The 18,929-nt window shown below is 74.7% G+C and carries 21 protein-coding genes and 1 pseudogene; 11 read left to right on the top strand and 11 right to left on the bottom strand.

What is annotated here, in order from left to right:
* Window positions 1–77: 77 nt before the first annotated feature.
* Window positions 78–1,019 carry an endonuclease/exonuclease/phosphatase family protein gene (locus tag AC0GKK_RS12790; protein WP_357439191.1) on the top strand — a complete coding sequence of 314 codons (942 nt, stop codon included), beginning with the start codon at window positions 78–80 and terminating at the stop codon, window positions 1,017–1,019.
* On the opposite strand, the gene AC0GKK_RS12785 is transcribed toward AC0GKK_RS12790, so the two are convergent.
* The 3 genes from AC0GKK_RS12785 to AC0GKK_RS12775 all read right to left on the bottom strand — a co-directional run bounded on the left by AC0GKK_RS12785 (window position 1,001) and on the right by AC0GKK_RS12775 (window position 2,737).
* Window positions 1,001–1,627 carry a MerR family transcriptional regulator gene (locus tag AC0GKK_RS12785; RefSeq protein WP_251787191.1) on the bottom strand — a complete coding sequence of 209 codons (627 nt, stop codon included), beginning with the start codon at window positions 1,625–1,627 and terminating at the stop codon, window positions 1,001–1,003. The two genes, AC0GKK_RS12790 and AC0GKK_RS12785, sit on opposite strands and share 19 nt — an antisense overlap.
* Before the next feature lie 10 nt (window positions 1,628–1,637).
* Window positions 1,638–2,192, bottom strand: a complete 555-nt coding sequence (locus AC0GKK_RS12780; RefSeq protein WP_357439189.1) for an ATP-dependent Clp protease proteolytic subunit — start codon at window positions 2,190–2,192, stop codon at window positions 1,638–1,640.
* A gap of 62 nt (window positions 2,193–2,254) precedes the next feature.
* On the bottom strand, window positions 2,255–2,737 hold the full coding sequence (locus AC0GKK_RS12775) for a MarR family winged helix-turn-helix transcriptional regulator (protein ID WP_251787193.1): 483 nt from the start codon (window positions 2,735–2,737) through the stop codon (window positions 2,255–2,257).
* 91 nt (window positions 2,738–2,828) lie between these two features.
* On the opposite strand from AC0GKK_RS12775, the gene AC0GKK_RS12770 reads away from it, so the two are divergent.
* Window positions 2,829–3,479 (top strand): FMN-dependent NADH-azoreductase, encoded by a 651-nt coding sequence (locus AC0GKK_RS12770; RefSeq protein WP_346105864.1) that lies wholly within the window; start codon window positions 2,829–2,831, stop codon window positions 3,477–3,479.
* 7 nt (window positions 3,480–3,486) lie between these two features.
* Here AC0GKK_RS12770 and AC0GKK_RS12765 read toward each other — a convergent pair whose 3' ends face one another.
* Both AC0GKK_RS12765 and AC0GKK_RS12760 read right to left on the bottom strand, forming a co-directional pair.
* Window positions 3,487–4,218 carry an aminoglycoside phosphotransferase/kinase family protein gene (locus tag AC0GKK_RS12765; protein WP_357439184.1) on the bottom strand — a complete coding sequence of 244 codons (732 nt, stop codon included), beginning with the start codon at window positions 4,216–4,218 and terminating at the stop codon, window positions 3,487–3,489.
* On the bottom strand, window positions 4,197–5,237 hold the full coding sequence (locus AC0GKK_RS12760) for a sigma-70 family RNA polymerase sigma factor (RefSeq protein ID WP_208824582.1): 1,041 nt from the start codon (window positions 5,235–5,237) through the stop codon (window positions 4,197–4,199). The genes AC0GKK_RS12765 and AC0GKK_RS12760 overlap by 22 nt, the downstream gene beginning before the upstream one ends.
* Window positions 5,238–5,472: 235 nt before the next feature.
* Between AC0GKK_RS12760 and mftR the strand changes: the two genes are divergently transcribed.
* Window positions 5,473–6,111 (top strand): mycofactocin system transcriptional regulator MftR, encoded by a 639-nt coding sequence (gene mftR / locus AC0GKK_RS12755; protein WP_489883929.1) that lies wholly within the window; start codon window positions 5,473–5,475, stop codon window positions 6,109–6,111.
* Between the two features lie 61 nt (window positions 6,112–6,172).
* Here the strand turns inward: mftR and AC0GKK_RS12750 are convergent, their stop codons facing one another.
* On the bottom strand, window positions 6,173–7,177 hold the full coding sequence (locus AC0GKK_RS12750; protein WP_489883928.1) for a hypothetical protein: 1,005 nt from the start codon (window positions 7,175–7,177) through the stop codon (window positions 6,173–6,175).
* 605 nt (window positions 7,178–7,782) lie between these two features.
* Between AC0GKK_RS12750 and AC0GKK_RS12745 the strand changes: the two genes are divergently transcribed.
* The gene (locus AC0GKK_RS12745; protein ID WP_020627638.1) at window positions 7,783–7,986 is read left to right on the top strand and encodes a cold-shock protein; all 204 of its coding nucleotides are present in this window, start codon (window positions 7,783–7,785) and stop codon (window positions 7,984–7,986) included.
* A 77-nt stretch (window positions 7,987–8,063) separates the two neighbouring features.
* Here the strand turns inward: AC0GKK_RS12745 and AC0GKK_RS12740 are convergent, their stop codons facing one another.
* Entirely contained in the window at window positions 8,064–8,864 is an 801-nt protein-coding gene (locus AC0GKK_RS12740) for a TspO/MBR family protein (protein WP_489883927.1), read from the bottom strand.
* A 153-nt stretch (window positions 8,865–9,017) separates the two neighbouring features.
* Here AC0GKK_RS12740 and AC0GKK_RS12735 point away from each other — a divergent pair, with 153 nt between their 5' ends.
* The 7 genes and pseudogenes from AC0GKK_RS12735 (at window position 9,018) to lon (ending at window position 16,279) form a co-directional block, all read left to right on the top strand.
* Window positions 9,018–9,710 (top strand): bifunctional DNA primase/polymerase, encoded by a 693-nt coding sequence (locus AC0GKK_RS12735; RefSeq protein ID WP_489883926.1) that lies wholly within the window; start codon window positions 9,018–9,020, stop codon window positions 9,708–9,710.
* A 282-nt stretch (window positions 9,711–9,992) separates the two neighbouring features.
* Entirely contained in the window at window positions 9,993–11,336 is a 1,344-nt protein-coding gene (locus AC0GKK_RS12730) for a DUF445 domain-containing protein (protein ID WP_476653683.1), read from the top strand.
* Between the two features lie 159 nt (window positions 11,337–11,495).
* The gene (locus tag AC0GKK_RS12725; RefSeq protein WP_062399838.1) at window positions 11,496–11,960 is read left to right on the top strand and encodes a helix-turn-helix domain-containing protein; all 465 of its coding nucleotides are present in this window, start codon (window positions 11,496–11,498) and stop codon (window positions 11,958–11,960) included.
* Between the two features lie 5 nt (window positions 11,961–11,965).
* The gene (locus tag AC0GKK_RS12720; protein WP_482636386.1) at window positions 11,966–12,694 is read left to right on the top strand and encodes a hypothetical protein; all 729 of its coding nucleotides are present in this window, start codon (window positions 11,966–11,968) and stop codon (window positions 12,692–12,694) included.
* A 207-nt stretch (window positions 12,695–12,901) separates the two neighbouring features.
* Complete coding sequence (locus tag AC0GKK_RS12715) at window positions 12,902–13,156, top strand: DUF2516 family protein (protein ID WP_062404096.1); 255 nt, start codon at window positions 12,902–12,904, stop codon at window positions 13,154–13,156.
* A pseudogene (locus tag AC0GKK_RS12710) lies at window positions 13,153–13,691 on the top strand (YbaK/EbsC family protein). The gene AC0GKK_RS12715 and the pseudogene AC0GKK_RS12710 overlap by 4 nt, the downstream one beginning before the upstream one ends.
* Before the next feature lie 245 nt (window positions 13,692–13,936).
* Complete coding sequence (gene lon / locus AC0GKK_RS12705) at window positions 13,937–16,279, top strand: endopeptidase La (RefSeq protein WP_202968076.1); 2,343 nt, start codon at window positions 13,937–13,939, stop codon at window positions 16,277–16,279.
* A gap of 150 nt (window positions 16,280–16,429) precedes the next feature.
* Here lon and AC0GKK_RS12700 read toward each other — a convergent pair whose 3' ends face one another.
* The 4 genes from AC0GKK_RS12700 to AC0GKK_RS12685 form a co-directional block, all read right to left on the bottom strand.
* Window positions 16,430–17,158 carry a type IV toxin-antitoxin system AbiEi family antitoxin gene (locus tag AC0GKK_RS12700; RefSeq protein ID WP_489883925.1) on the bottom strand — a complete coding sequence of 243 codons (729 nt, stop codon included), beginning with the start codon at window positions 17,156–17,158 and terminating at the stop codon, window positions 16,430–16,432.
* A 15-nt stretch (window positions 17,159–17,173) separates the two neighbouring features.
* The gene (locus AC0GKK_RS12695; RefSeq protein ID WP_489883924.1) at window positions 17,174–17,347 is read right to left on the bottom strand and encodes a hypothetical protein; all 174 of its coding nucleotides are present in this window, start codon (window positions 17,345–17,347) and stop codon (window positions 17,174–17,176) included.
* Window positions 17,348–17,535: 188 nt separating this feature from the next.
* Complete coding sequence (gene purU, locus AC0GKK_RS12690; RefSeq protein ID WP_476653691.1) at window positions 17,536–18,408, bottom strand: formyltetrahydrofolate deformylase; 873 nt, start codon at window positions 18,406–18,408, stop codon at window positions 17,536–17,538.
* Window positions 18,408–18,905, bottom strand: a complete 498-nt coding sequence (locus AC0GKK_RS12685) for a DUF2505 domain-containing protein (RefSeq protein WP_062399848.1) — start codon at window positions 18,903–18,905, stop codon at window positions 18,408–18,410. Before AC0GKK_RS12685 ends, purU begins: the two co-directional genes overlap by 1 nt.
* Window positions 18,906–18,929: the final 24 nt, after the last annotated feature.

Raw genomic sequence — 18,929 nt, 5'->3', positions numbered from 1 at the left:
AACTATCCGATAGCTGGACTGTCCATATGGCTCGCATGGAACCGTGCGCGGCCCGCGTCCGTTGTCCACCCGTGTCCATGATCGTCGACCGAGCCCTGCGTACCGCCGTCACCGCGTTGCCGCGGCGGTGGCGGACCGACCGGCGCTCCGCCCTGGTCGGGTTGACCGCGCTGCGTCCGCACCTCGGCGTCGCCGGACTGGGGGTCGCGGGTCTCCTGCGGCTCACCGGGCTGCGCCGCACCGCGACGGCGGTGGGCCTGGCCGGCGCCGCGGCCGCCGCTCCCGCGCTGCGACGGGTGCTGCCGCGCCCCGACGGCCCGCTGCCGGACGGGCCCGAGCTGACCGTGCTCGTCGCGAACGTGCTGCTGGGGCGGGCCGACACCGGCGCGCTCGCCGCGACGGTGACCCGGGAGCGGCCGGACGTCGTCGTGCTGCCCGAGGCGGGCGTCGCCTACCTCGACCGGCTCCTGCCCCTGCTCGGTGGCTACCGGGGCTGGTCCTCGGTCCCGCCCGGCGTCCCGGACCAGCGCGGCACGGTGGTACTGGTCGCGCCGCGGGCCGGGGAGGTCGACGTGCGGCCCGGGCAGGGGATGCGGCTGCCGCACCTGGAGGTCACCGGTGGGCTGCTCGGTGCCCGGACGCTGTACGCGGTGCACACCTCCGCGCCGACGAACCCGCGGTGGACCGAGCTGTGGACCGGTGAGCTCGCGCTGATCGGGGAGTGGACCCGCACCCGACCGGCGCCGGTCGTGGCCGGGGACCTCAACGCCGTCGTCGACCATCGGCGGCTGCGCGACGCGTCCGGCGACTGCGTCGACGCCACCGACGGCACCGTGCGGGGGCTCGTGGGGACCTTCCCGTCGTCGCTGCCGCGCTGGGCCGGGATCCGCATCGACCACGTGCTCGTGCCCCGCGGGTCGGTGACCCGCCGCCACGTCGTCCTCGAGACCCCGGGCAGCGACCACCGCGCGGTGCTGGTGACGGTGCGGCTGCCCGGGACTCAGGACCCGGCGCGGTAGCGCTGCGCGGAGCGGCTCTCCTGGGCGATCCGGCGCAGGGCCGCGAGCAGGGCGTCGCCGAGGACGGTGCCGACCAGTGCGGTCTCCGCGGCCTCCTCGCGGTCGGTGGTCCGCCCGATCGCGGCCAGGTCGCCCTCCGCGGCGCGGTCGGCGGCCTCGGCCCACGCCTGCAGGGTCTCCTCGCCGGGGCCCCAGCCCAGCTCGTGCATCCGGGCCAGCACCGACCGGGCCCCGGCCAGCGCGGGCGCGTCCTTCCCGACCTGCCAGCCCACGTGGGCCACGGCTCCGGCCAGGTCGGCCTCCGCCTCGTCGAGCGAGCCGGACGCGCCGACGTCGCCGGTGATCGCGTAGACCGTCCGGCCGAGCATGTCGTGCAGGCCGACCGCGGGGTCGTCGACGGCCGACAGCACCTCGCGGACGGTCGCGATCGGCAGCCCGCCGACCTCGACGAGCGCCCGGATCAGGCGCAGCCGGCGGACGTGCGCGTCGTCGTAGCGGGCCTGGTTCGGTGACGTCGTCTCGCCGCGGGGCAGCAGGCCCTCGCGCAGGTAGTACTTGATCGTCGCGACGGGGACACCGGACGACCGGGACAGATCCGAGACTCGCACATCGGAGACTCTAGCTATCCGTTTCGGTCCGGGGTTCCGACAGCCCGTCGACGAGGCCGAAGGTCACCGCCTCCGCCGCCGACAGCCAGCGGTCCCGGGCGTCGTCGGGCAACGGGGCGCCGCAGTACGCCGCGGTCAGCGACTCGATCTCGCGGCGGCGTCCGGCGAGGTGGTCGGCCCGGACCCGCACGTCGCCGGGGTGCGAGCCGCGGACCGGCCCGTCGGCGGTGGGCAGGAACGCGGCGTGTGCGCGGGCGAGCCGTTTGCCCGGCGTCCCCGACGCGACGAGGAACGGCACCGGGCCCGCGAGCGATCCCACGGCGACGGTCGCGACGTCGACACCGAGCGTGCGGATCGTGTCGTGCACCGCCATCGCGGCGACCGGGGAGCCGCCGGGCGCCAGGACGTGCAGGGTGATGTCGCGGCGCGCGTCCTGGGCGGCCAGCAGGAGCAGGCGCGCGCAGGTCTCGGCGGCGACGTCGTCGTCGATCTCGCGGGCGAGCAGCACGATCCGCTCGCCGAGCAGACGGTCGGCGGGGTCGGACGGGGTGGACAGGACGGGCATCGGATCTCCGCTCCTCGGGTGCCGCCCGACACTAGGGCCGGGTCGGGCCACCTGAGCTGCGGTTACGCCGACGGCGGACGGGGTTCGCCCTCGGCGGAGGTCGGGTCGGTGCCCGCGGTCGCGACCCGGCGCAGCAGCGTGCGGAGCGCGCCCTGCTCGTCCGGGGAGAGCGGCGCCAGGATGTGGGCCTCGGCGGCGCGCAGTCGCGTCTCGGTCTCGCAGAGCAGCGCCCGGCCGGCCGTGGTCAGCACGATCCGGCGGGCCCGTCGGTCGTTCGGGTCGGGGTGCCGCTCGATCAGTCCCGCCTCCTGGACCTTGTCCAGCAGGTAGGTCATCACGGTGCGGTCCACGCCGAGCTTGCGGGCGAGTGCGAGCTGGGTGGGCGGATCGTCCCCGGCCGCGGCGGCGAGCACCTGGAAGCCGCGCTGACCGCCGGGCAGCGTGCCGACGACGCACTGCACCGCCGTGGCGTGGTCGCGGGCGACCCGGGCCAACGCCCACGCCAGGTCGCACTCGACGCTCTGCGGGGCGGACGGACCGGACATCGTCACAGGGTACGCGCTTGCCAAGGTCGTCTCTCGCGCAGATACTCTGTTCAACAGAACATCTTCGCCCCAGATCGACCGGGAGGTCGTCATGTCCCTGTTCCGACTCGACGCGAGCATCCGCACCGAGGGCTCCGTCAGCCGCGAGATCGCCGACGAGGTCGAGCGCGCCTACCTCGACGCGCGACCGGGCGCCGAGGTCGTCCGCCGTGACCTGGGCACCGCCCCGCTGCCCGCCGACCTGTGGACCACCGCGGTCGCGGCCGGGTACGTGGCCGAGGCCGACCGCACCCCGGAGCAGCGCGGGGCCCTCGCGCGCATCGCGGAGCTGGCCGACGAGGTGCTGGCCGCGGACGCCGTCGTCATCGGATCGCCGCTCTACAACTTCGGCATCGCGGCGCACCTGAAGACCTGGGTCGACGCCCTGATCACCGACCCCCGGTTCGCGCCGGGCAGCACGCCCCTCGCCGGCCGCCCGGTCGTGCTCGTCGTCTCCCGGGGAGGCGGCTACGGGCCGGGCACCCCGCGCGAGGGCTGGGACCACGGCTCCGGCTGGATCACCCGCATCCTGCGCGACGTGTGGGGTGCCGACGTGACCGTCGTGGAGACGGAGCTGACCCTGGCCGACGTGGTGCCCGCGATGAGCGAGCTGCGCCCGCTGGCCGCGGAGAAGCGCGAGCGCGCCCGCATCGACGCCCGGACGGCCGGGGAGCGGGTCGCCGCGGTGACGCCGGCCGCGTGAGGCCCGGTCAGGGGGCGGCGCGCAGCGCGGCGAGCCGCTCCCGGGCGTAGCCGGGCTCGACGGTCCAGCAGACGGCGACCTCCCACGCGTCGACGGCGCGGCGGGCCTCGCGGGCAGCCCCGGGCCCACCGTCGAGGTCGAGCGCCGTCCGGTCCACCCGGCACTCGTCCCAGTCGAGCAGGCCCGGACGTCCGTCCAGGACCCGGATGTTGCCCAGGCCGGGGTCGCCGTGGACGACGGCGACCGGACCGCCCACCACGGCCCACGCGGCCCGGCACTCCGCGACGACGTCGGACGGCATCGCGGTCAGGTCCACGTCCCCGCCCCGGACGGCGCCCGCGAGCAGCTCGACCGTGCCCACGAACCCCGGCCGCTGGCTCCGCCCCGAGGTGAGGGCGTGCAGCCGGTGCAGCTCGGCAGCGACGGCGGCCTCGTCGCCCGGCCCGGGTGGGTCGCCGTCGAGCCAGGTCCGGACGACGACCGCCCCGCACCGCCGCCGTCCGTCACCGGTCGGGACGACGTCGGGTACGCGGAAACCGTGGGCCCGCAGCTCGCCGGTCAGGTCGAGCTCCCAGTCCAGCGCCGCGGGCGTCCGCCCGCTCCGGTGGACCACCAGCCGTCGGCTCCCGTCCGTCGCCGCCCAGACCGCGCCGCGGTGCCCGCCGCCGAGCCGGGCCGTGATGCGCAGCCCCGGCCAGGCGGCGAGCCCGGGCGGCGTCAGCCGGCCTTCGGCTCCCACAGCTCCGGCCGGTCGGCCAGCTTCAGCGGCAGCCCGAAGTAGCCGAACAGCTCGGTGTTGAGGAAGATGCTCAGCCCGGTGACCGCCCCGTCCTCGATCCGCAGGGCCGTGATGCCCCAGGCCTCGAACTCGCCGTTCGGCCCGGACGGCTTCCACTGGGCGAAGCCGACCGTCCCGTTGATCTCCACCGGAGCCACCCGCGACCCGCGGCAGCCCTGCCCGGGGCCGGTCGCCATCCAGGCGATGACGTCGTCCCGGCCGCGGAACCAGAGCTCCAGCGGGGGCATGTTCTGCTCGACGTCCTCGTGGAGCAGCGCCGTCAGCGCCTCCATGTCGAACGCCTCGAACGCTGCCATGTAGCGCATCAGCAGCGCGGTCTGCGCCGGGTCCATCGCCGGGGAGGTCTGCGGCGCCGCCTCGGAGATGCCCTGTTCGCCCAGGGTGGCGCGGGCGCGCTGCAGGGCGCTGTTGACCGACGCGACCGAGGTGTCCAGCAGCTCGGCGACCTCGGCGGCCTTCCAGCACAGGACCTCGCGCAGGATCAGGACGGCGCGCTGGCGGGCCGGCAGGTGCTGCAGCGCCGCGATGAACGCCAGCCGGATCGTCTCCTTCGCGACGGCCTTGTCCGCCGGGTCCCCGGCGGGCGTCGACACCCGGGCGTCGGGCATCGGTTCGAGCCACTCGGCGTCGGGCAGCGGCTCGCGCAGCGACTCGGCGACCGGTGCGCCGGGGCCTCCGATGTCCATCGGGACGGCGCGGCGCTTGCGCCCGTTCAACGCGTCGATGCAGACGTTGGTGGCGATGCGGTACAGCCAGGACCGCAGCGAGGAGCGGCCGTCGAACTTCGCGACGCCCTTCCAGGCCCGGACCATCGTGTCCTGCACCGCGTCCTCGGCCTCGAAGGCCGAGCCGAGCATCCGGTAGCAGTAGCCGGTCAGCTCACGCCGGTGGTCCTCGAGGCGTTCCTCGGGTGGCCGCTCGTCCACGGTGGTGTCGGCGGCCCGTGCGGGTGCGCTCATGGTTCCCCCTCGACGTACCCGTCCGGGTGGGTCCCGGTCCGTCTGGCCGCGAGTGTGCCGCGCCACACCGACAAAGTGGAGGGCCCGCGCGACGAACGGCCGCCGAACAGGGGCGACGTGCGCCGACGGGCCGGCCGCGACGTGGGATGATCGAGGCCGACGGCGTTCCGCTCGACCCTCCCGGTCCGCCGGTCGCAGGCACGACGGAGGAGTCGGGGAGCACGGCGGGGCGACGATGTCAGCGGTGACCGAGAACGACGGGATCGGGAGTACCGGCGGGGGCGGGGCGCGCCGCGCCGGTCGTCGCCCGGTCACGTCCCGCTCGGAGATCGAGCACATCGCGCTGGAGATGTTCAGCGACCAGGGGTTCGAGCACACGACCGTCGACGACGTCGCGCACGCCGCGGGGATCGGGCGTCGCACGTTCTTCCGGTACTTCGCCTCCAAGAACGACATCGCCTGGGGCGCCTTCGAGGAGCAGCTGGTGCGGATGCGCGCGGTGCTCGCGGCCCAGCCGTCGGACCTGCCGACGCTGGAGGGGGTCCGGCGGGCGGTGCTGGAGTTCAACCACGTCGAGTCGGACGAGCAGCCCTGGCACCGGCGCCGGCTGCGGCTGATCCTGCAGACCCCGGCGCTGCAGGCGCACTCGACGCTGCGCTACGCCTCGTGGCGGGAGGTCGTGGCCGACTACGTGGCCGAGCGTCGTGGCGAGGACGCCTCGGAGCTCGTCCCGCAGAGCGTCGGACACGCCTGCCTGGGCGTGTGCATCGCGGCCTACGAGCGCTGGCTGGCCGACGACGGCTCCGAGCTCGCCGACCTGCTCGACGAGGTGCTGCGGGCGCTGCAGCGGGGCTGGGCGACCGAGCTCCCCTGAGACGCACCGCGACGGCGCCCCGGTGCGGGACGCCGTCGCGTGGTGGTGCCTGCGTCGCAGGTCAGCGGGTGGTGCCGAACAGTCGCTCCCACAGACTCGGGCGGGTCGGGGCGGTGTCCCGGGTCCGGGCGTCGGCCGGGGCCTGCGGAGCGGCGGTGCCGTCCGGGGCGGTGGCGACGGCCGGGGCGCCCGGTGCTGCCGGGGCCGCGGGCACGGCGGGAGCGGTCGGGGCACCCGGAGCGGCAGGGGCAGCCGGAGCGGTGGGCGCACCCGGGACGGCGGGTACCGCCGGGGCCGCGGGAGCGCCCGGGACGGCCGGGGCCGCCGGCGCCTGCGGGAGGGCCGGGGTCTGGGGGGCCGCCGGGGCCTGCGGGGCGGCCGGCGCCTGCGGAACGCCCGGAGCGCCCGGGACGGCCGGGGGCTCGGGGGCCTGCCGGCCCGCGGTGTCCGAGGTGACGGCGACGGCCGGGGTCGCCGAGGCGGCCGGCGCCGCGGGGGCGACCTGCGCCACCGGAGCGGCCGGAGCGCCCGGAACGGCCGGAGCGCCCGGAACGGCCCGGGCCTCCGGAGCGGTGGGCGTGCCCGGGACGGCGGGGGTGGCCGGCACCGCGGGAGCGGCGGGGGCCGCGGGCACGGCCGGAGCGGCGGGCGCAGCCGGAACGGCGGGCGCGGCCGGGTCCGGGGCCGGGGCCGCCGGCGCACCCGGAACAGCCGGCGCGGCGGGGACCTGCGGCGCGGCCGGCGCGCCGGGGACGGCCGGAGCTGCCGGGACGGCCGGGGCGCCCGGAGCCGCGGGGACGCCCGGGGTCGGCACGTCCTGGACGGGGACGGTGGTGTCGGCGGGCGTCGCCGGGGCGGTCGCCGCGCCGTTCCCGAAGAGCGTGTCGAACAACCGGTCCAGCGGGCCGTCGGACGCCGCGGCGGGCGCGTGGGTGACGGTCGCGGCCGGGGCGACCGGGGTGGAGGCCCGAACGGGCTCGGCCGCGCCGGCCACGCCGGCGCCGTACACACCCAGGGTGCCGATCATGAGGGTCAGGGCGACGGAAGTGGTGACTCGGGATCGCACGGTCTCTCCAGTTCGCTGTGCTGCTGCACGGGGTGACGGACGGCGCTGAGCTTGCGGTCACCGGGCGTCGTCCACCAGTGGCCCGATCGTGGCCACACGAGTCACAGGGGCCCCATCGGTCACGCTGTGAGCGGATCGCACCGCAACGCACCCGGAACGGGCGACCCCGTCCGGGGACGGAGGGGGCCGTTGGACGGGCCCGGACCGCCGTCACCACCCGAATCGGGGAGGACGGGCGCCCGGCGCTCACCCGACGGCGTGGAACACGTCCTGCGCTCACCCGTTCGGGACGGTGATGACCGCCCGTCGCCGATCGGCGGATCAGATCTCACGTTCCGTGATCGCGCCGGAGTGGTGCGACGGGCGGTCGGCGTCGCGGAACGGGCCCGTGCGGGGGCGTCGAGTGAGGACGGTCGACGTGCCGGAGAGCCGTGGTAGCGTCCGCGTCGGTTGCAGTCGTTCTTCTCCGATCGCCGCGAAGCGTCCGTGTGAAGTTGTGACGGTGGGCGTCGTCGATCGGTGCTGAGGTGCCACGGCGGTGTCCACGCGACCTCCGGCTCTTGCTGTGAGGGCCGGAACCGCTCCATCTGAGAAGGACACACGCTATGCCGCAGGGCACCGTCAAGTGGTTCAACGCCGAGAAGGGCTTCGGCTTCATCGCCACCGACGACGAGGGACCGGACGTCTTCGTCCACTACTCCGCCATCGAGTCGAACGGATTCCGCACGCTGGAGGAGAACCAGCGCGTCGACTTCCAGGCCAGCCAGGGCAAGAAGGGCCCGCAGGCCGACTCGGTCCGCGTGATCTGACTTCTGCGCGGGCACGACCCGCGCACCGCGACGGCGCCGGCTCCCCTCGGGGACCGGCGCCGTCGTCGTTCCCGGGGTCAGCCGAAGGCCGGCCGCAGCCCCTCCCGCGCCCGCAGTGCCGCCGCGACGACCACCGCCACGGCGCCGAGCGCCGCGACCACGGTCACCGGCACCGTCCCGGCCGTCGCGGACTCCACCGTGACCCAGACCAGCGCCCAGACGGCCGTCGCCGCGTAGGGCAGCGCCGCCGTCGTCCGCCGGGTCGCGACGCCCGCGGCCAGCACGCCGGCAGCGAGGAGTGCCGCGGCCGTCACCGGGCCGAGCGGCGCGCCCCAGTAGGTCAGCGTCACCGAGAACCCGGCCACGGTCGCGAGTGACACCCAGCCCGTGTAGAAGGCCAGCGGGCCGTGCAGGAGTGCCCGGTCGGCCACTCCCTCGGCGGGGAACGCGGCGAGCCGGTGCAGCACCACGGCCAGGGTCACCAGCAGTGCCACGATCAGCAGCTGCGCGGTACCCAGGAGCTCCTGGGAGAACACGACGATCCAGCCCGCGTTGAGCGCCGCCGTCGCCACGAACAGCCAGCCGGTCGCCCGGTGCACCGGGCGCGACCGCTGCCCGGGCAGCGACTGGTACACCGCGTACACGAGCAGGGCCAGGTAGATGAGGCCCCACACGGAGAACGCCACCGTCGCCGGGGTGACCAGTGAGGGGTAACGGTCGCTGAGCACCCGCTGCGACTCCCCGAACGTCCCGCTGCCGCCGAGCGAGCCCGCCACCGCCTGCAGCACCGCCACGGCGAGCACCGCCCAGGTGCGTGCCGTGTCCATCCCGGTGGCCGGGCCTGCCGTGCGGCCCGCCCTCGCCGTCGTCGACGCCATGTCCAGTCCTTCCGATCGTCGCAACCATCTCGATGATAAAGACAATCGACGCACGAGGCATGTCGAGCGGTACGACGACCGGCACTGCGCCGGACGGCGGCGGGGTTGCCACCGGTCGTCGGTCCGCTGCGCCCGGTCACCCGCCGTTCACCGGTGGTCGCGACGCCGTGCGGTCGGCGCTCCCCGCTCGTCTCGCCGCTGCGCACCCTCGCCGCGTACTCCTCGCGAACTCGTGCCCGGAGCCCGATCCTGGTGTTGTACTTCACAGGGAAAGCGGCACCACAGGGGTTGTCGCGCAAGCGGAAGGAAGTGACCTCCATGTCCTGGTGGGACAGCTACCGAGCCGTCTACGGCGCGGAGCTGCGAGCGGCCGCTCGCGAGTACGCCGACCACGGTTGGCCGCTCGTGCCGGGGCCGGGCGCGGAGGTCATGCTCGCGACGGGCGACGTGCTCGACGTGGTCGAGGTCCCGGCGGTCATCGGTCGCCGGGTCTGCCGGACGCTGCGTGAGGCCGGCGAGGTCGTGCCGGTCGCCGCGACGCCCGAGGGCACCTGGTGGTTCCCGATGAGCCCGCGGCACGCGCTCCCGGCCGAGCTGAGCCTGCACACCGACGTGGTGCTGCACACCGACGGCATCGGCGTCGTCGCCCCGCCGACCGAGCGTCCCGAGGGCTGGGTGCAGTGGCGCGTGGCCCCGGCGCGGGTCGGCTACCGGGTGCCCGAGGCCGCGGTCGTCGTCGAGGCGATCTGCGACGCGGTGCGCCGTCGCGACAGCGAGCAGGCCCTGCCCGACGAGCAGGAGGCGCGGGCCGAGCAGTCCGGCGTCCCGGGCGCCCTGCGGCGCTGACCCTCCCGCGCGGCCCGGACGGAACCGAGGATCCGGCCCGCGCGACCGCGTACCGCCCGCCCGGGTTCCGTCCCGTTGCCGTCCCCGCCGATCACCCGCGGGGACGCCGGGACCGGCCGGGCGGTACGCCCGGAAGCGGCGCCCGAGGGGGCACTTCTCCCTCGCCGCGCAGCCGCTCCACCGGCCACGGCCGGGTCCGGCGGGACATCCCCCGGGCCCGGCCGGGACCCACGGCGCGTGCCCCCGCCGCCCGATGTCGGTGTCCCCGGGCACTATGGGTGTGTGCAGACCTCCCGCGCGCCGGAGCGCCCGACCCCCGTCCCGCAGCGGGACCGCACCGTCGGATCCGTTCCCAGCGTCCCTCTCGGCGGCTTCGGCCCCGGTGACGAGCAGAAGCGGCGCGACCTGCGGCGCATGAAGGCCGTCGCCACCGGGTTCCTTCTCGGCGCGACGGTCGTGTTCTTCGTCGCGAAGTACTTCGAGGTCGTCCGCGGTGTCCCCGGGGCGGACTACGTCCGGGCCGCCGCCGAGGCCGGCATGGTCGGTGCGCTCGCCGACTGGTTCGCGGTGACCGCGCTGTTCCGGCACCCGTTGCGGATCCCGATCCCGCACACCGCGATCATCCCGCGCAAGAAGGACATGATCGGTGACAGCCTCGGGGACTTCGTCGGGGAGAACTTCCTGTCCGAGTCCGTCGTCCGCGACAAGCTCGAGCGGATCGGGGTCAGCGAGTCGGTCGGGCGGTGGATCGCCGAGCAGCACAACGCCGACCGGATCACCACCGAGCTGGTCACCGCCGCGCGGGCCCTCGTGACCGTGCTGCGCGACGAGGACGTGCAGAACGTCATCGAGACCGTCGCGGTGCGCAAGCTGATGGAGATCCCGGTCGGTCCGCCGATGGGCAAGGCGCTGGAGGGCGTCCTGGCCGACGGCGCCCACCGCAGGCTGGTCGACCTCGTCTGCGACCGCGCCTACGACTGGGTCGCCGACAACCAGGAGATGGTCCTGCGGGTCGTGCACGATCGCGCACCGTCCTGGACGCCGCGCTTCGTCGACGACCTCGTGGCCGACAAGTTGTTCGCCGAGATCCGCGGGTACGCCTGGGCGGTCAAGACCGACCCCGAGCACCCGCTGCGGCACGCCGTGGACCGCTACCTCGCCGAGTTCGCCCGCGACCTGCAGCACGACGCGACGACGATGGAGCGCGCCGAGCAGGTCAAGCGCCAGGTCGTCGAGCACCCGGAGGTGCAGCACTTCATCGGCCGCGCCTGGACGGTCGTGAAGTCCATGGTCCTCGACGCCGCCGACGACCCGTCGAACGAGCTGCGCCTGCGCGTGCGCGACGGCCTCATGGCCTTCGGGCGGCGGCTGGGCCGCGACGCCGAGCTGCGCGCGAAGCTCGACGGCTGGCTGGCGGACGCCGCGTCGTACGTCGTGCGGCACTACCGGCACCAGATCACCACCCTGATCACCGAGACCGTCGCCCGCTGGGACGCGGAGGAGACCTCGCGCAAGATCGAGCTCCAGGTGGGGCGGGACCTGCAGTGGATCCGGATCAACGGCACCGTCGTGGGGGCGCTCGCCGGCCTGGTCATCCACACCGTGGGGGAGCTCGTCATCGGGTGATCGGTCGGGTGTCCCCGGATGACATCGCACCGTCACCGGGCCGTCACCGACGTGGCGCACGCCACGTGACCAGCGCTAGCACTGTGCTTGCAGGAGCTAGCGGCGCCGCGTACGGTCGGTTCCGTCAGTGAGGAACGGATCGAGGCGGAGGTGAGATGGATGGCCACCGAGCGCAAGCACGGAGAGCGTGAGTCCGTCGAACCCGTCGAGCGCGTCGCGCAGGCCGTCGAGAGCGTCGGTCAGACCGTGGGGCACGCGGTGGAGGACATCGGGTCCTATATCCGCGCCCAGCGCGAGGCCGCCCAGGTCTCCATGCGGCAGCTGGCCCGCACCGCGGGCGTCAGCAACCCGTATCTCAGCCAGGTCGAGCGCGGGCTGCGCAAGCCGTCCGCCGAGATACTGCAGCAGATCGCCAAGGGGCTGCGGATCTCCGCCGAGGCGCTGTACGTCCGCGCCGGGATCCTCGAGGAGCGGCCCGCCGGTCAGGTGACCGACGCGGTGCTCACCGATCCGACTCTCAACGAGCGGCAGAAACGTGTGCTGCTCGATGTCTACGAGTCCTTTCGCAGGGAGAACGGCCTCTCTGCCGGCACCACCGACACCCCCACCGATACGAGGAAGTGATCACCATGGCCGTGAACCTCCCCACCAGCGCCGACGTGCAGAAGCTGCGTGAGCAGACCGCCGAGCAGGCCGAGGTCGTCCGCACCCCGCTGCTCGCCGTGCTGGGCGCTGGCGACTTCGCCGTCACCACCGTGAGCAAGGCCGTCACCGACGCCCGCTCCACCGCCACCAAGCGCGCCGAGGAGGTGCAGACCCGCGTCCAGGAGCTCCCCGACGAGCTCAAGGAGCTCCGCGGCAAGCTGTCCTCGGACAACATCCGCAAGCAGGTCGAGGAGTTCCGCTCCGAGGTCGAGGGCGTCTACGTCGGATTCGCCCAGCGCGGTGAGAAGGCCTGGGGCCGGATCCGCAAGCAGCCGCAGGTCAAGCAGGCCATCGCGACCGTCGAGGGTCTGACCGAGAAGTTCGACACCCGCGTCGACGAGTTCGTGGACGAGACCCACGACGTCGCCGTCAAGACCCTGGGTGCGGTCACCACGCAGACCCGCTCGGTCGGTGAGAAGGTCGCCCGCCGCGCCCAGACCGCCGCGAGCGAGGCCGCCGAGGTCGTCACCGAGGTCTCGAAGGAGGCCGCCGAGGCGATCGAGGAGGCCGGCGACGAGGTCGCGACGACCACGCGTTCGACCGCGCGCCGCACCGCCGCCAAGACCGACCCGAAGACCGCCACCGGCGCGAAGGTCCCGGCCCGCAAGCCGACCACCCGCCGCGGTACCTCGACGGCGTCGGCCAAGAAGTGACACCCGCCGGGCCCCGCGCCCGGTGAGCACGACCCGCGCCCCCGGCCGATCCCGATCGGCCGGGGGCGCCGTCGTGTGCGGATGCGGATCGTCCTGCCCGGATCCGGCGCCGGACGTGACCGACGCCCGGGTTGTCCGTACCCTGGCCGAGTGCTGTCACTGCCAGGTGCCCCCGATGAACTGATCATCTTCGTGATCAAGTGGATCATGGTCGTGGTCGGCGGGTTCTCGTTCGGGCACGCACTGATGCAACGTGCGGACGCCTTCACCGCGGCGGGCAAGCTCACCAAGAACGCATGGCTGGGCATCACCGGCGTCGCGCTGCTGCTCCTGATCATCACGAACGGCCCGATGTTCGGCGGTGCCATGTTCTGGCTGGCCGCCACCGTCGCGACGCTGGTCTACCTGGTCGACGTCAAGCCCGCGGTGATGGAGGTCCAGGGCGGCGGACCGCGCTGGTGAACCCCCCGGCCCTCGGGGCGCTCACGGCCGTCCCGGCGCCGGCCCGGCCCGACCTGCTCGCGGAGCCCGTCGCCGTCGCGCTGGCGGGGCTCGACGCGGGCCGGATCGCCGTCGCCGAGATCGATCCCGACCTGGCCGACACCGCCGCGTTCTGTGCCGCCTACTCCTCCCCGGTCGAACGGGCCGCGAACTGCGTGGTCGTCGCCGGGAGGCGTGGCGGCGAGACCCGGTACGTCGCCTGCGTGGTCCTCGCGACGACCCGGGTCGACGTCGACGGCGCGGTGAAGCGCCGCCTCGACGTGCGCACGGCGTCGTTCGCGCCGATGGACGACGCCGTCGCCCTGACCGGGATGGCCTACGGCGGCATCACCCCGATCGGGCTCCCCGCGGACTGGCCGCTCCGGCTGTCGCCCGGGGTCGCCGGGGCCGACGCCGTCGTCGTCGGGAGCGGGACGCGGGCGGGAAGCCGGCGGTGCCCGGCGACCTGCTGGCGTCGCTTCCCGGCGCCGAGGTCGTGCCGGACCTCGCGCGCTGAGTCGGCAGCCCGTGCTGCGGGCCGCCTCCGCGGCGGTGCACCCCAGCCGGTGGCTACCCCCGCGGGGGAGCGGGACGGCGGGCCCGTCGGCCGAGGTCCAGCCCGCGGGCAGCGGCAGGAACTGGCCGCCCGCGGAACCCGGTGTGCCCACGGTCGCCGTGACGTGCTCCGGTGGTCGCGTTCGCCCTGAGCGGACACGACTCAACTCCGGGAAGCGGAGGACCCTCCGTGTGGTTGGGCAGGACATGAGTGACGTGCTGACGCTCCCGGTCCTGCCCCTCGACGACGCCGTGGTCCTGCCCGGCATGGTCGTCCCCGTCCGTCTCGACGACTCCGACACCCGTGCCGCGGTGGACGCGGCCACCGCCGCGGCCCAGGACCGCGACGACGGGAGACGGGTGCTCGTCGTGCCCCGCATCGACGGCCGCTACGGCGCCATCGGCGTCGTCGCCGTGCTCGAGCAGATCGGCAGGCTCCCCAACGGGGACCGGGCCGCCGTCGTGCGGGGCGAGCGGCGCGCCCGCATCGGGTCGGGGGTCTCCGGCCCCGGCGCGGCGCTCTGGGTCGAGGCCGAGCCGGTCGACGCCGGCGAGCCCACCGGCCGCACCCACGAACTCGCCCGCGAGTACAAGGCCCTGGTGATCGGCATCCTGCAGCAGCGGGGAGCCTGGCAGGTCATCGACTCCGTGCAGCAGACGAACGACCCGGGCGCGCTCGCCGACCTCGCCGGGTGGGCGTCGTGGCTGGACGTCGCGCACAAGGCCGAGCTGCTCGCCGAGACCGACCTCGACGCCCGGCTGGAGAAGCTCCTGAGCTGGACCAAGGAGCACGTCGCCGAGCAGGAGGTCACCGAGAAGATCTCGAACGACGTCCGCGAGGGCATGGAGAAGCAGCAGCGCGAGTTCCTGCTCCGCCAGCAGCTCGCCGCGATCCGCAAGGAGCTGGGTGAGGACGACCCGGAGGGCTCCGACGACTACCGCGCCCGCGTGGAGGCCGCCGACCTGCCCGACGACGTGCGCAAGGCCGCGCTGACCGAGGTCGGCAAGCTGGAGCGCTCCTCGGACCAGAGCCCGGAGTCCGGCTGGATCCGGACCTGGCTCGACACCGTCCTCGACATCCCGTGGAGCACCACGACCACCGACTCGTCGGACCTCGTGGAGGCCCGCCGCATCCTCGACGCCGACCACGCCGGCCTCGACGACGTGAAGGAGCGTCTCGTCGAGTTCCTCGCCGTGCGCGCCCGTCGCGAGCGCAAGGGTCTCGACACCGTCGGCGGCCGCGGCTCGGGCGCGGTGCTCTCGCTGGTCGGCCCGCCCGGCGTCGGCAAGACGTCGCTGGGGGAGTCGGTCGCCCGCGCGCTCGGCCGGAACTTCGTCCGCGTCGCGCTCGGCGGCGTCCGGGACGAGGCGGAGATCCGCGGTCACCGGCGCACCTACGTCGGCGCGCTGCCCGGCCGGATCGTCCGCGCCATCCGCGAGGCCGGCTCGATGAACCCCGTCGTGCTGCTCGACGAGATCGACAAGGTCGGCAGCGACTTCCGCGGTGACCCGACCGCGGCGCTGCTGGAGGTCCTCGACCCGGCGCAGAACCACACGTTCCGCGACCACTACCTGGAGGTCGACCTCGACCTGTCGAACGTGCTGTTCCTGGCGACGGCGAACGACGGCTCCGCGATCCCCGGCCCGCTGGCCGACCGCATGGAGATCGTGACGCTCGACGGCTACACCGAGCCGGAGAAGGTCGCGATCGCCCGTGACCACCTGCTGCCGCGCCAGGTCGCCAAGGCCGGTCTCGACGACGGCGACGTCGAGTTCACCGACGTCGCGCTGTCGATGATCGCCGCCGAGTACACCCGGGAGGCCGGGGTCCGGCAGCTGGAGCGGGGCCTGGCGAAGGTGCTGCGGAAGGTGGCCGTCCAGCTGGACGCGTCGGAGACCGAGCGCCCGGTGCACGTCGACGCCGACGCGCTCGTCACCTACCTCGGCCGTCCGCGGTTCACGCCGGAGTCCGCCGAGCGGACCTCGGTGCCGGGCGTCGCGACCGGGCTGGCGGTGACCGGTGCCGGTGGTGACGTGCTGTTCATCGAGGCCACCTCGATGGACGGCGAGCCGGGCCTGCAGATCACCGGGCAGCTGGGCGAGGTGATGACCGAGTCCGTCTCGATCGCGCTGTCCTACCTGCGCTCGCGCGGGCTGGCCGGTGACCTCGCGTCGCGCAAGCTGCACGTGCACGTCCCGGCCGGTGCGGTCCCGAAGGACGGCCCGTCCGCCGGCGTCACGATGACGACGGCGCTGGCGTCGCTGGCCTCCGGACGTCCCGTCCGCAGCTCGGTCGGCATGACCGGCGAGGTGACGCTGCAGGGCAAGGTCCTGCCCATCGGCGGGGTGAAGCAGAAGCTGCTCGCCGCGCACCGGGCCGGACTGACCGACGTGATCATCCCGAAGCGCAACGAGCCGGACCTGGACGACGTCCCGGCCTCGGTCCGCGAGGAGCTGCGGGTCCACCCGGTCGCCGACGTCTCCGAGGTCCTGGCGATCGCCCTGGAGCCCGCCCACGACGCCGCGACGGCCGAGCAGTCCGCGGCCTGACCTCCGTCCGACCCGCGGCCCGAGCCGCACGACCCGGCGCCCGTCCCGCAGCACGCGGGGCGGGCGCCGTCGTGTGCGCGCCCCGCGCGCCCCGGCGGTACGCCCGTCCACGCGCAGCTGTCCCCCCGGGGCAGTTCGCCGAGATGCAGCTCAGCGGGATCTGTCGATCTCCACGGCCCGCTGAGCTGCATCTCGGCGAGTGTGGTCGAGGGCCCGGCCCACCTCGGCGACGATCTCGTCGGGCCGTCGGTGCATGTCCGGTGCGGTGTAGCGCAGCACCCGCCACCCCGCCGCGACGAGCCGGGTGTGCCGTCGTGCGTCGGCGCGGGCCGCCTCGGGCGTCGCGACGTGGCCGCCGCCGTCGTACTCGACGCCGAGGTGGTGGTCCGGGTAGGCCAGGTCCAGCCACAGCGCCGTGCGCCGGGCGTCGTCGAGGACCGGGTGCTGGGGCACCGGCCGCGGGAGGCCACCCCGGACGAGGACCAGCCGGAGCCGGGTCTCGGGCGGGGAGCCGGCGCGCGGGTCGGCCCACGCCGACGCGTCGACCACCCGCCGGACACCCCGGGCGTGGGCGTGCCGGACCGCGAGGTTCAGCAGCACGTCCGGGTCGAACGATCCGCGGGACAGTGCGTCGACGGCGACGACACCCTCGGTCGGGGACAGACGCCGCGCGAGGTCGAACGCGGTGCGGACACGCGTGGTGACCCGGACGCCGCGGACCTCGGTCACCTCGTCGGGGTGCAGGACGTCGCGGCGGACGAGCACACCGTCACGGGAGCGGGCTCCGGGGTGCGCCGCACCGACGGTCACCTCGGCCGGTGCGGCCCACGGTGCGCACGACGCGCCGAGCAGCTCGGCGGCCGAGTATCCGCTGAGCACGGCGTCCGATCCGGCTCAGCGGTGCGCCGCGAGCGAGCGGAGCCGTAGGTCGGGGCGCAGGTCGGCCGGCGCGTAGGTGTCCGGGAGCAGCCGGCGGTAACGGGGCCCTCGTAGAAGGTCGGGCGTGACGAGACCCGCCGCCACGGCCGCGGTCCCGCGGAACACCTCGGGCCATCCGGGGATCGTCACGCGCTGATCGTGCGCCGGCTGCCCCGGCCGACGGACCGGATCGGCCGGACGCCATCGCCATCGCGAACGAGGACGTACGCCGAGATGCAGCTCAGCGGGCCACGGAGATCCACAATTCCCGCTGAGCTGCATCTCGACGACACTTTGCTGCGCGCGACCCGGCAGGGCCGGGCCGCAGGGCTGCGGGCTCAGCGGAAGACGACGGTCCGGTTGCCCTGGATCAGCACCCGGTCCTCCAGGTGCCACCGCAGCCCCCGGGCCAGCACCAGGCGTTCGATGTCGCGTCCCCGGCGCACCATGTCGGTCGCGGTGTCCCCGTGGTCGACGCGGGCGACGTCCTGCTCGATGATCGGGCCGGCGTCGAGGTCGGCGGTCGCGTAGTGGCAGGTCGCGCCGATCAGCTTGACCCCGCGCCGGTGGGCCTGGTGGTAGGGCCGCGCCCCGGCGAAGGACGGCAGGAAGCTGTGGTGGATGTTGATCGCCCGCCCGGCCCAGGCCTCGCACAGGTGCGCGGGCAGGACCTGCATGAAGCGGGCGAGGACGATCGCGTCGGGGGAGTCGTCGTCGACGAGTTTGCGGATCTCCTCGAACGCGGTGACCTTGCCCTGCTCGCGGGTCGGGTCGCCGGGCGCGGGGAAGGGCACGTGGTGGAACGGCACGCCGTGCGCGGCGACGACCGGCTCCAGCGACGTGTGGTTGCCGATCACGCGGGTGATCTCCACCGGCAGCTCGCCCGCCCACACCCGGCCGAGGATGTCGTGCAGGCAGTGCTGGTCGCGGGTCACCAGCAGCACGGCGCGCTTGCGGACGCCGGTGTCGGAGATGCGGTGCTCACCGCCCAGCTCGGCGGCGACCGGGGCGAACCGGGCGCGGAGCTCGTCGACGCCGAAGGGGACCGACGCGGCGTCGACGACCTGGCGGGTGCAGAACACCCCGGCCTCGACGTCGGCGTGGTACGCGGCCTCGGTGATCGAGGCGCCGAGCTCGGCGAGGAACGTGCTGATCCGCGCGACGATGCCGGTGCGGTCCGGACAGGACAGGGTGATCACGTAGTGGGGCATCAGGAGATCCGGGAGAGGGTGAACTGGGTCTCGGCGGCGAGCAGCTGCTCGATCTGCCCGGCGACCGCCTGCTCGATCTTCGCACCCACCAGCGGGACCTTGACCGTGACCTCGGCCCGGATCCGGACCTCGCTGCCGCCGTCGACGTCGGCGATCCGCATCACCGACCGTGCGGTGGCGGGGGTGCCGATGACCTTCACGGAGCCGGTGCCGTCGTAGACGCCCGAGTCGCCGGCCCGCCACTGCTCGCTGCGGTCGATCTGCAGGTCCCCGCCGGGCACGAACGACGACACGATCGACGGCAGGTGCTCGCCCGGGATCCCGTGCCGCAGCGTGTAGCGGACGCCGTCGGCGGTGGTCTCGTACGCGGTCACCCCGGCCCCGGGGCCGCCGATGTGACGCAGCTGCTCCTCCAGGAGATCGCGGTCGACCATCGCCGCGTAGACCTTCGAGGCCGGATGCGCGGACGTTGCGCGGTAGTCGATCGAGCGCGGCATGGGCGAAGGCTACCGTTGCGGTCG

The sequence above is a fragment of the Pseudonocardia sp. P-1 genome (assembly GCF_058111925.1).
Note: the sequence above shows the minus strand (reverse complement) of the source record. Positions and strands in the feature narration are given on the sequence as shown.

Bases quoted from the DNA above. Each gene is read 5' to 3' on its own strand.
- AC0GKK_RS12725 (WP_062399838.1), top strand. From the start codon at position 11,496: ATGGCCACCGAGCGCAAGCACGGAGAGCGTGAGTCCGTCGAACCCGTC.
- AC0GKK_RS12775 (WP_251787193.1), bottom strand. From the start codon at position 2,737: ATGTCCGGTCCGTCCGCCCCGCAGAGCGTCGAGTGCGACCTGGCGTGG.
- AC0GKK_RS12790 (WP_357439191.1), top strand. From the start codon at position 78: ATGATCGTCGACCGAGCCCTGCGTACCGCCGTCACCGCGTTGCCGCGG.
- AC0GKK_RS12745 (WP_020627638.1), top strand. From the start codon at position 7,783: ATGCCGCAGGGCACCGTCAAGTGGTTCAACGCCGAGAAGGGCTTCGGC.
- mftR (WP_489883929.1), top strand. From the start codon at position 5,473: ATGTCAGCGGTGACCGAGAACGACGGGATCGGGAGTACCGGCGGGGGC.
- lon (WP_202968076.1), top strand. From the start codon at position 13,937: ATGAGTGACGTGCTGACGCTCCCGGTCCTGCCCCTCGACGACGCCGTG.
- AC0GKK_RS12780 (WP_357439189.1), bottom strand. From the start codon at position 2,192: ATGCCCGTCCTGTCCACCCCGTCCGACCCCGCCGACCGTCTGCTCGGC.
- AC0GKK_RS12770 (WP_346105864.1), top strand. From the start codon at position 2,829: ATGTCCCTGTTCCGACTCGACGCGAGCATCCGCACCGAGGGCTCCGTC.
- AC0GKK_RS12720 (WP_482636386.1), top strand. From the start codon at position 11,966: ATGGCCGTGAACCTCCCCACCAGCGCCGACGTGCAGAAGCTGCGTGAG.
- AC0GKK_RS12715 (WP_062404096.1), top strand. From the start codon at position 12,902: ATGGTCGTGGTCGGCGGGTTCTCGTTCGGGCACGCACTGATGCAACGT.
- purU (WP_476653691.1), bottom strand. From the start codon at position 18,408: ATGCCCCACTACGTGATCACCCTGTCCTGTCCGGACCGCACCGGCATC.
- AC0GKK_RS12760 (WP_208824582.1), bottom strand. From the start codon at position 5,237: ATGAGCGCACCCGCACGGGCCGCCGACACCACCGTGGACGAGCGGCCA.
- AC0GKK_RS12740 (WP_489883927.1), bottom strand. From the start codon at position 8,864: ATGGCGTCGACGACGGCGAGGGCGGGCCGCACGGCAGGCCCGGCCACC.
- AC0GKK_RS12685 (WP_062399848.1), bottom strand. From the start codon at position 18,905: ATGCCGCGCTCGATCGACTACCGCGCAACGTCCGCGCATCCGGCCTCG.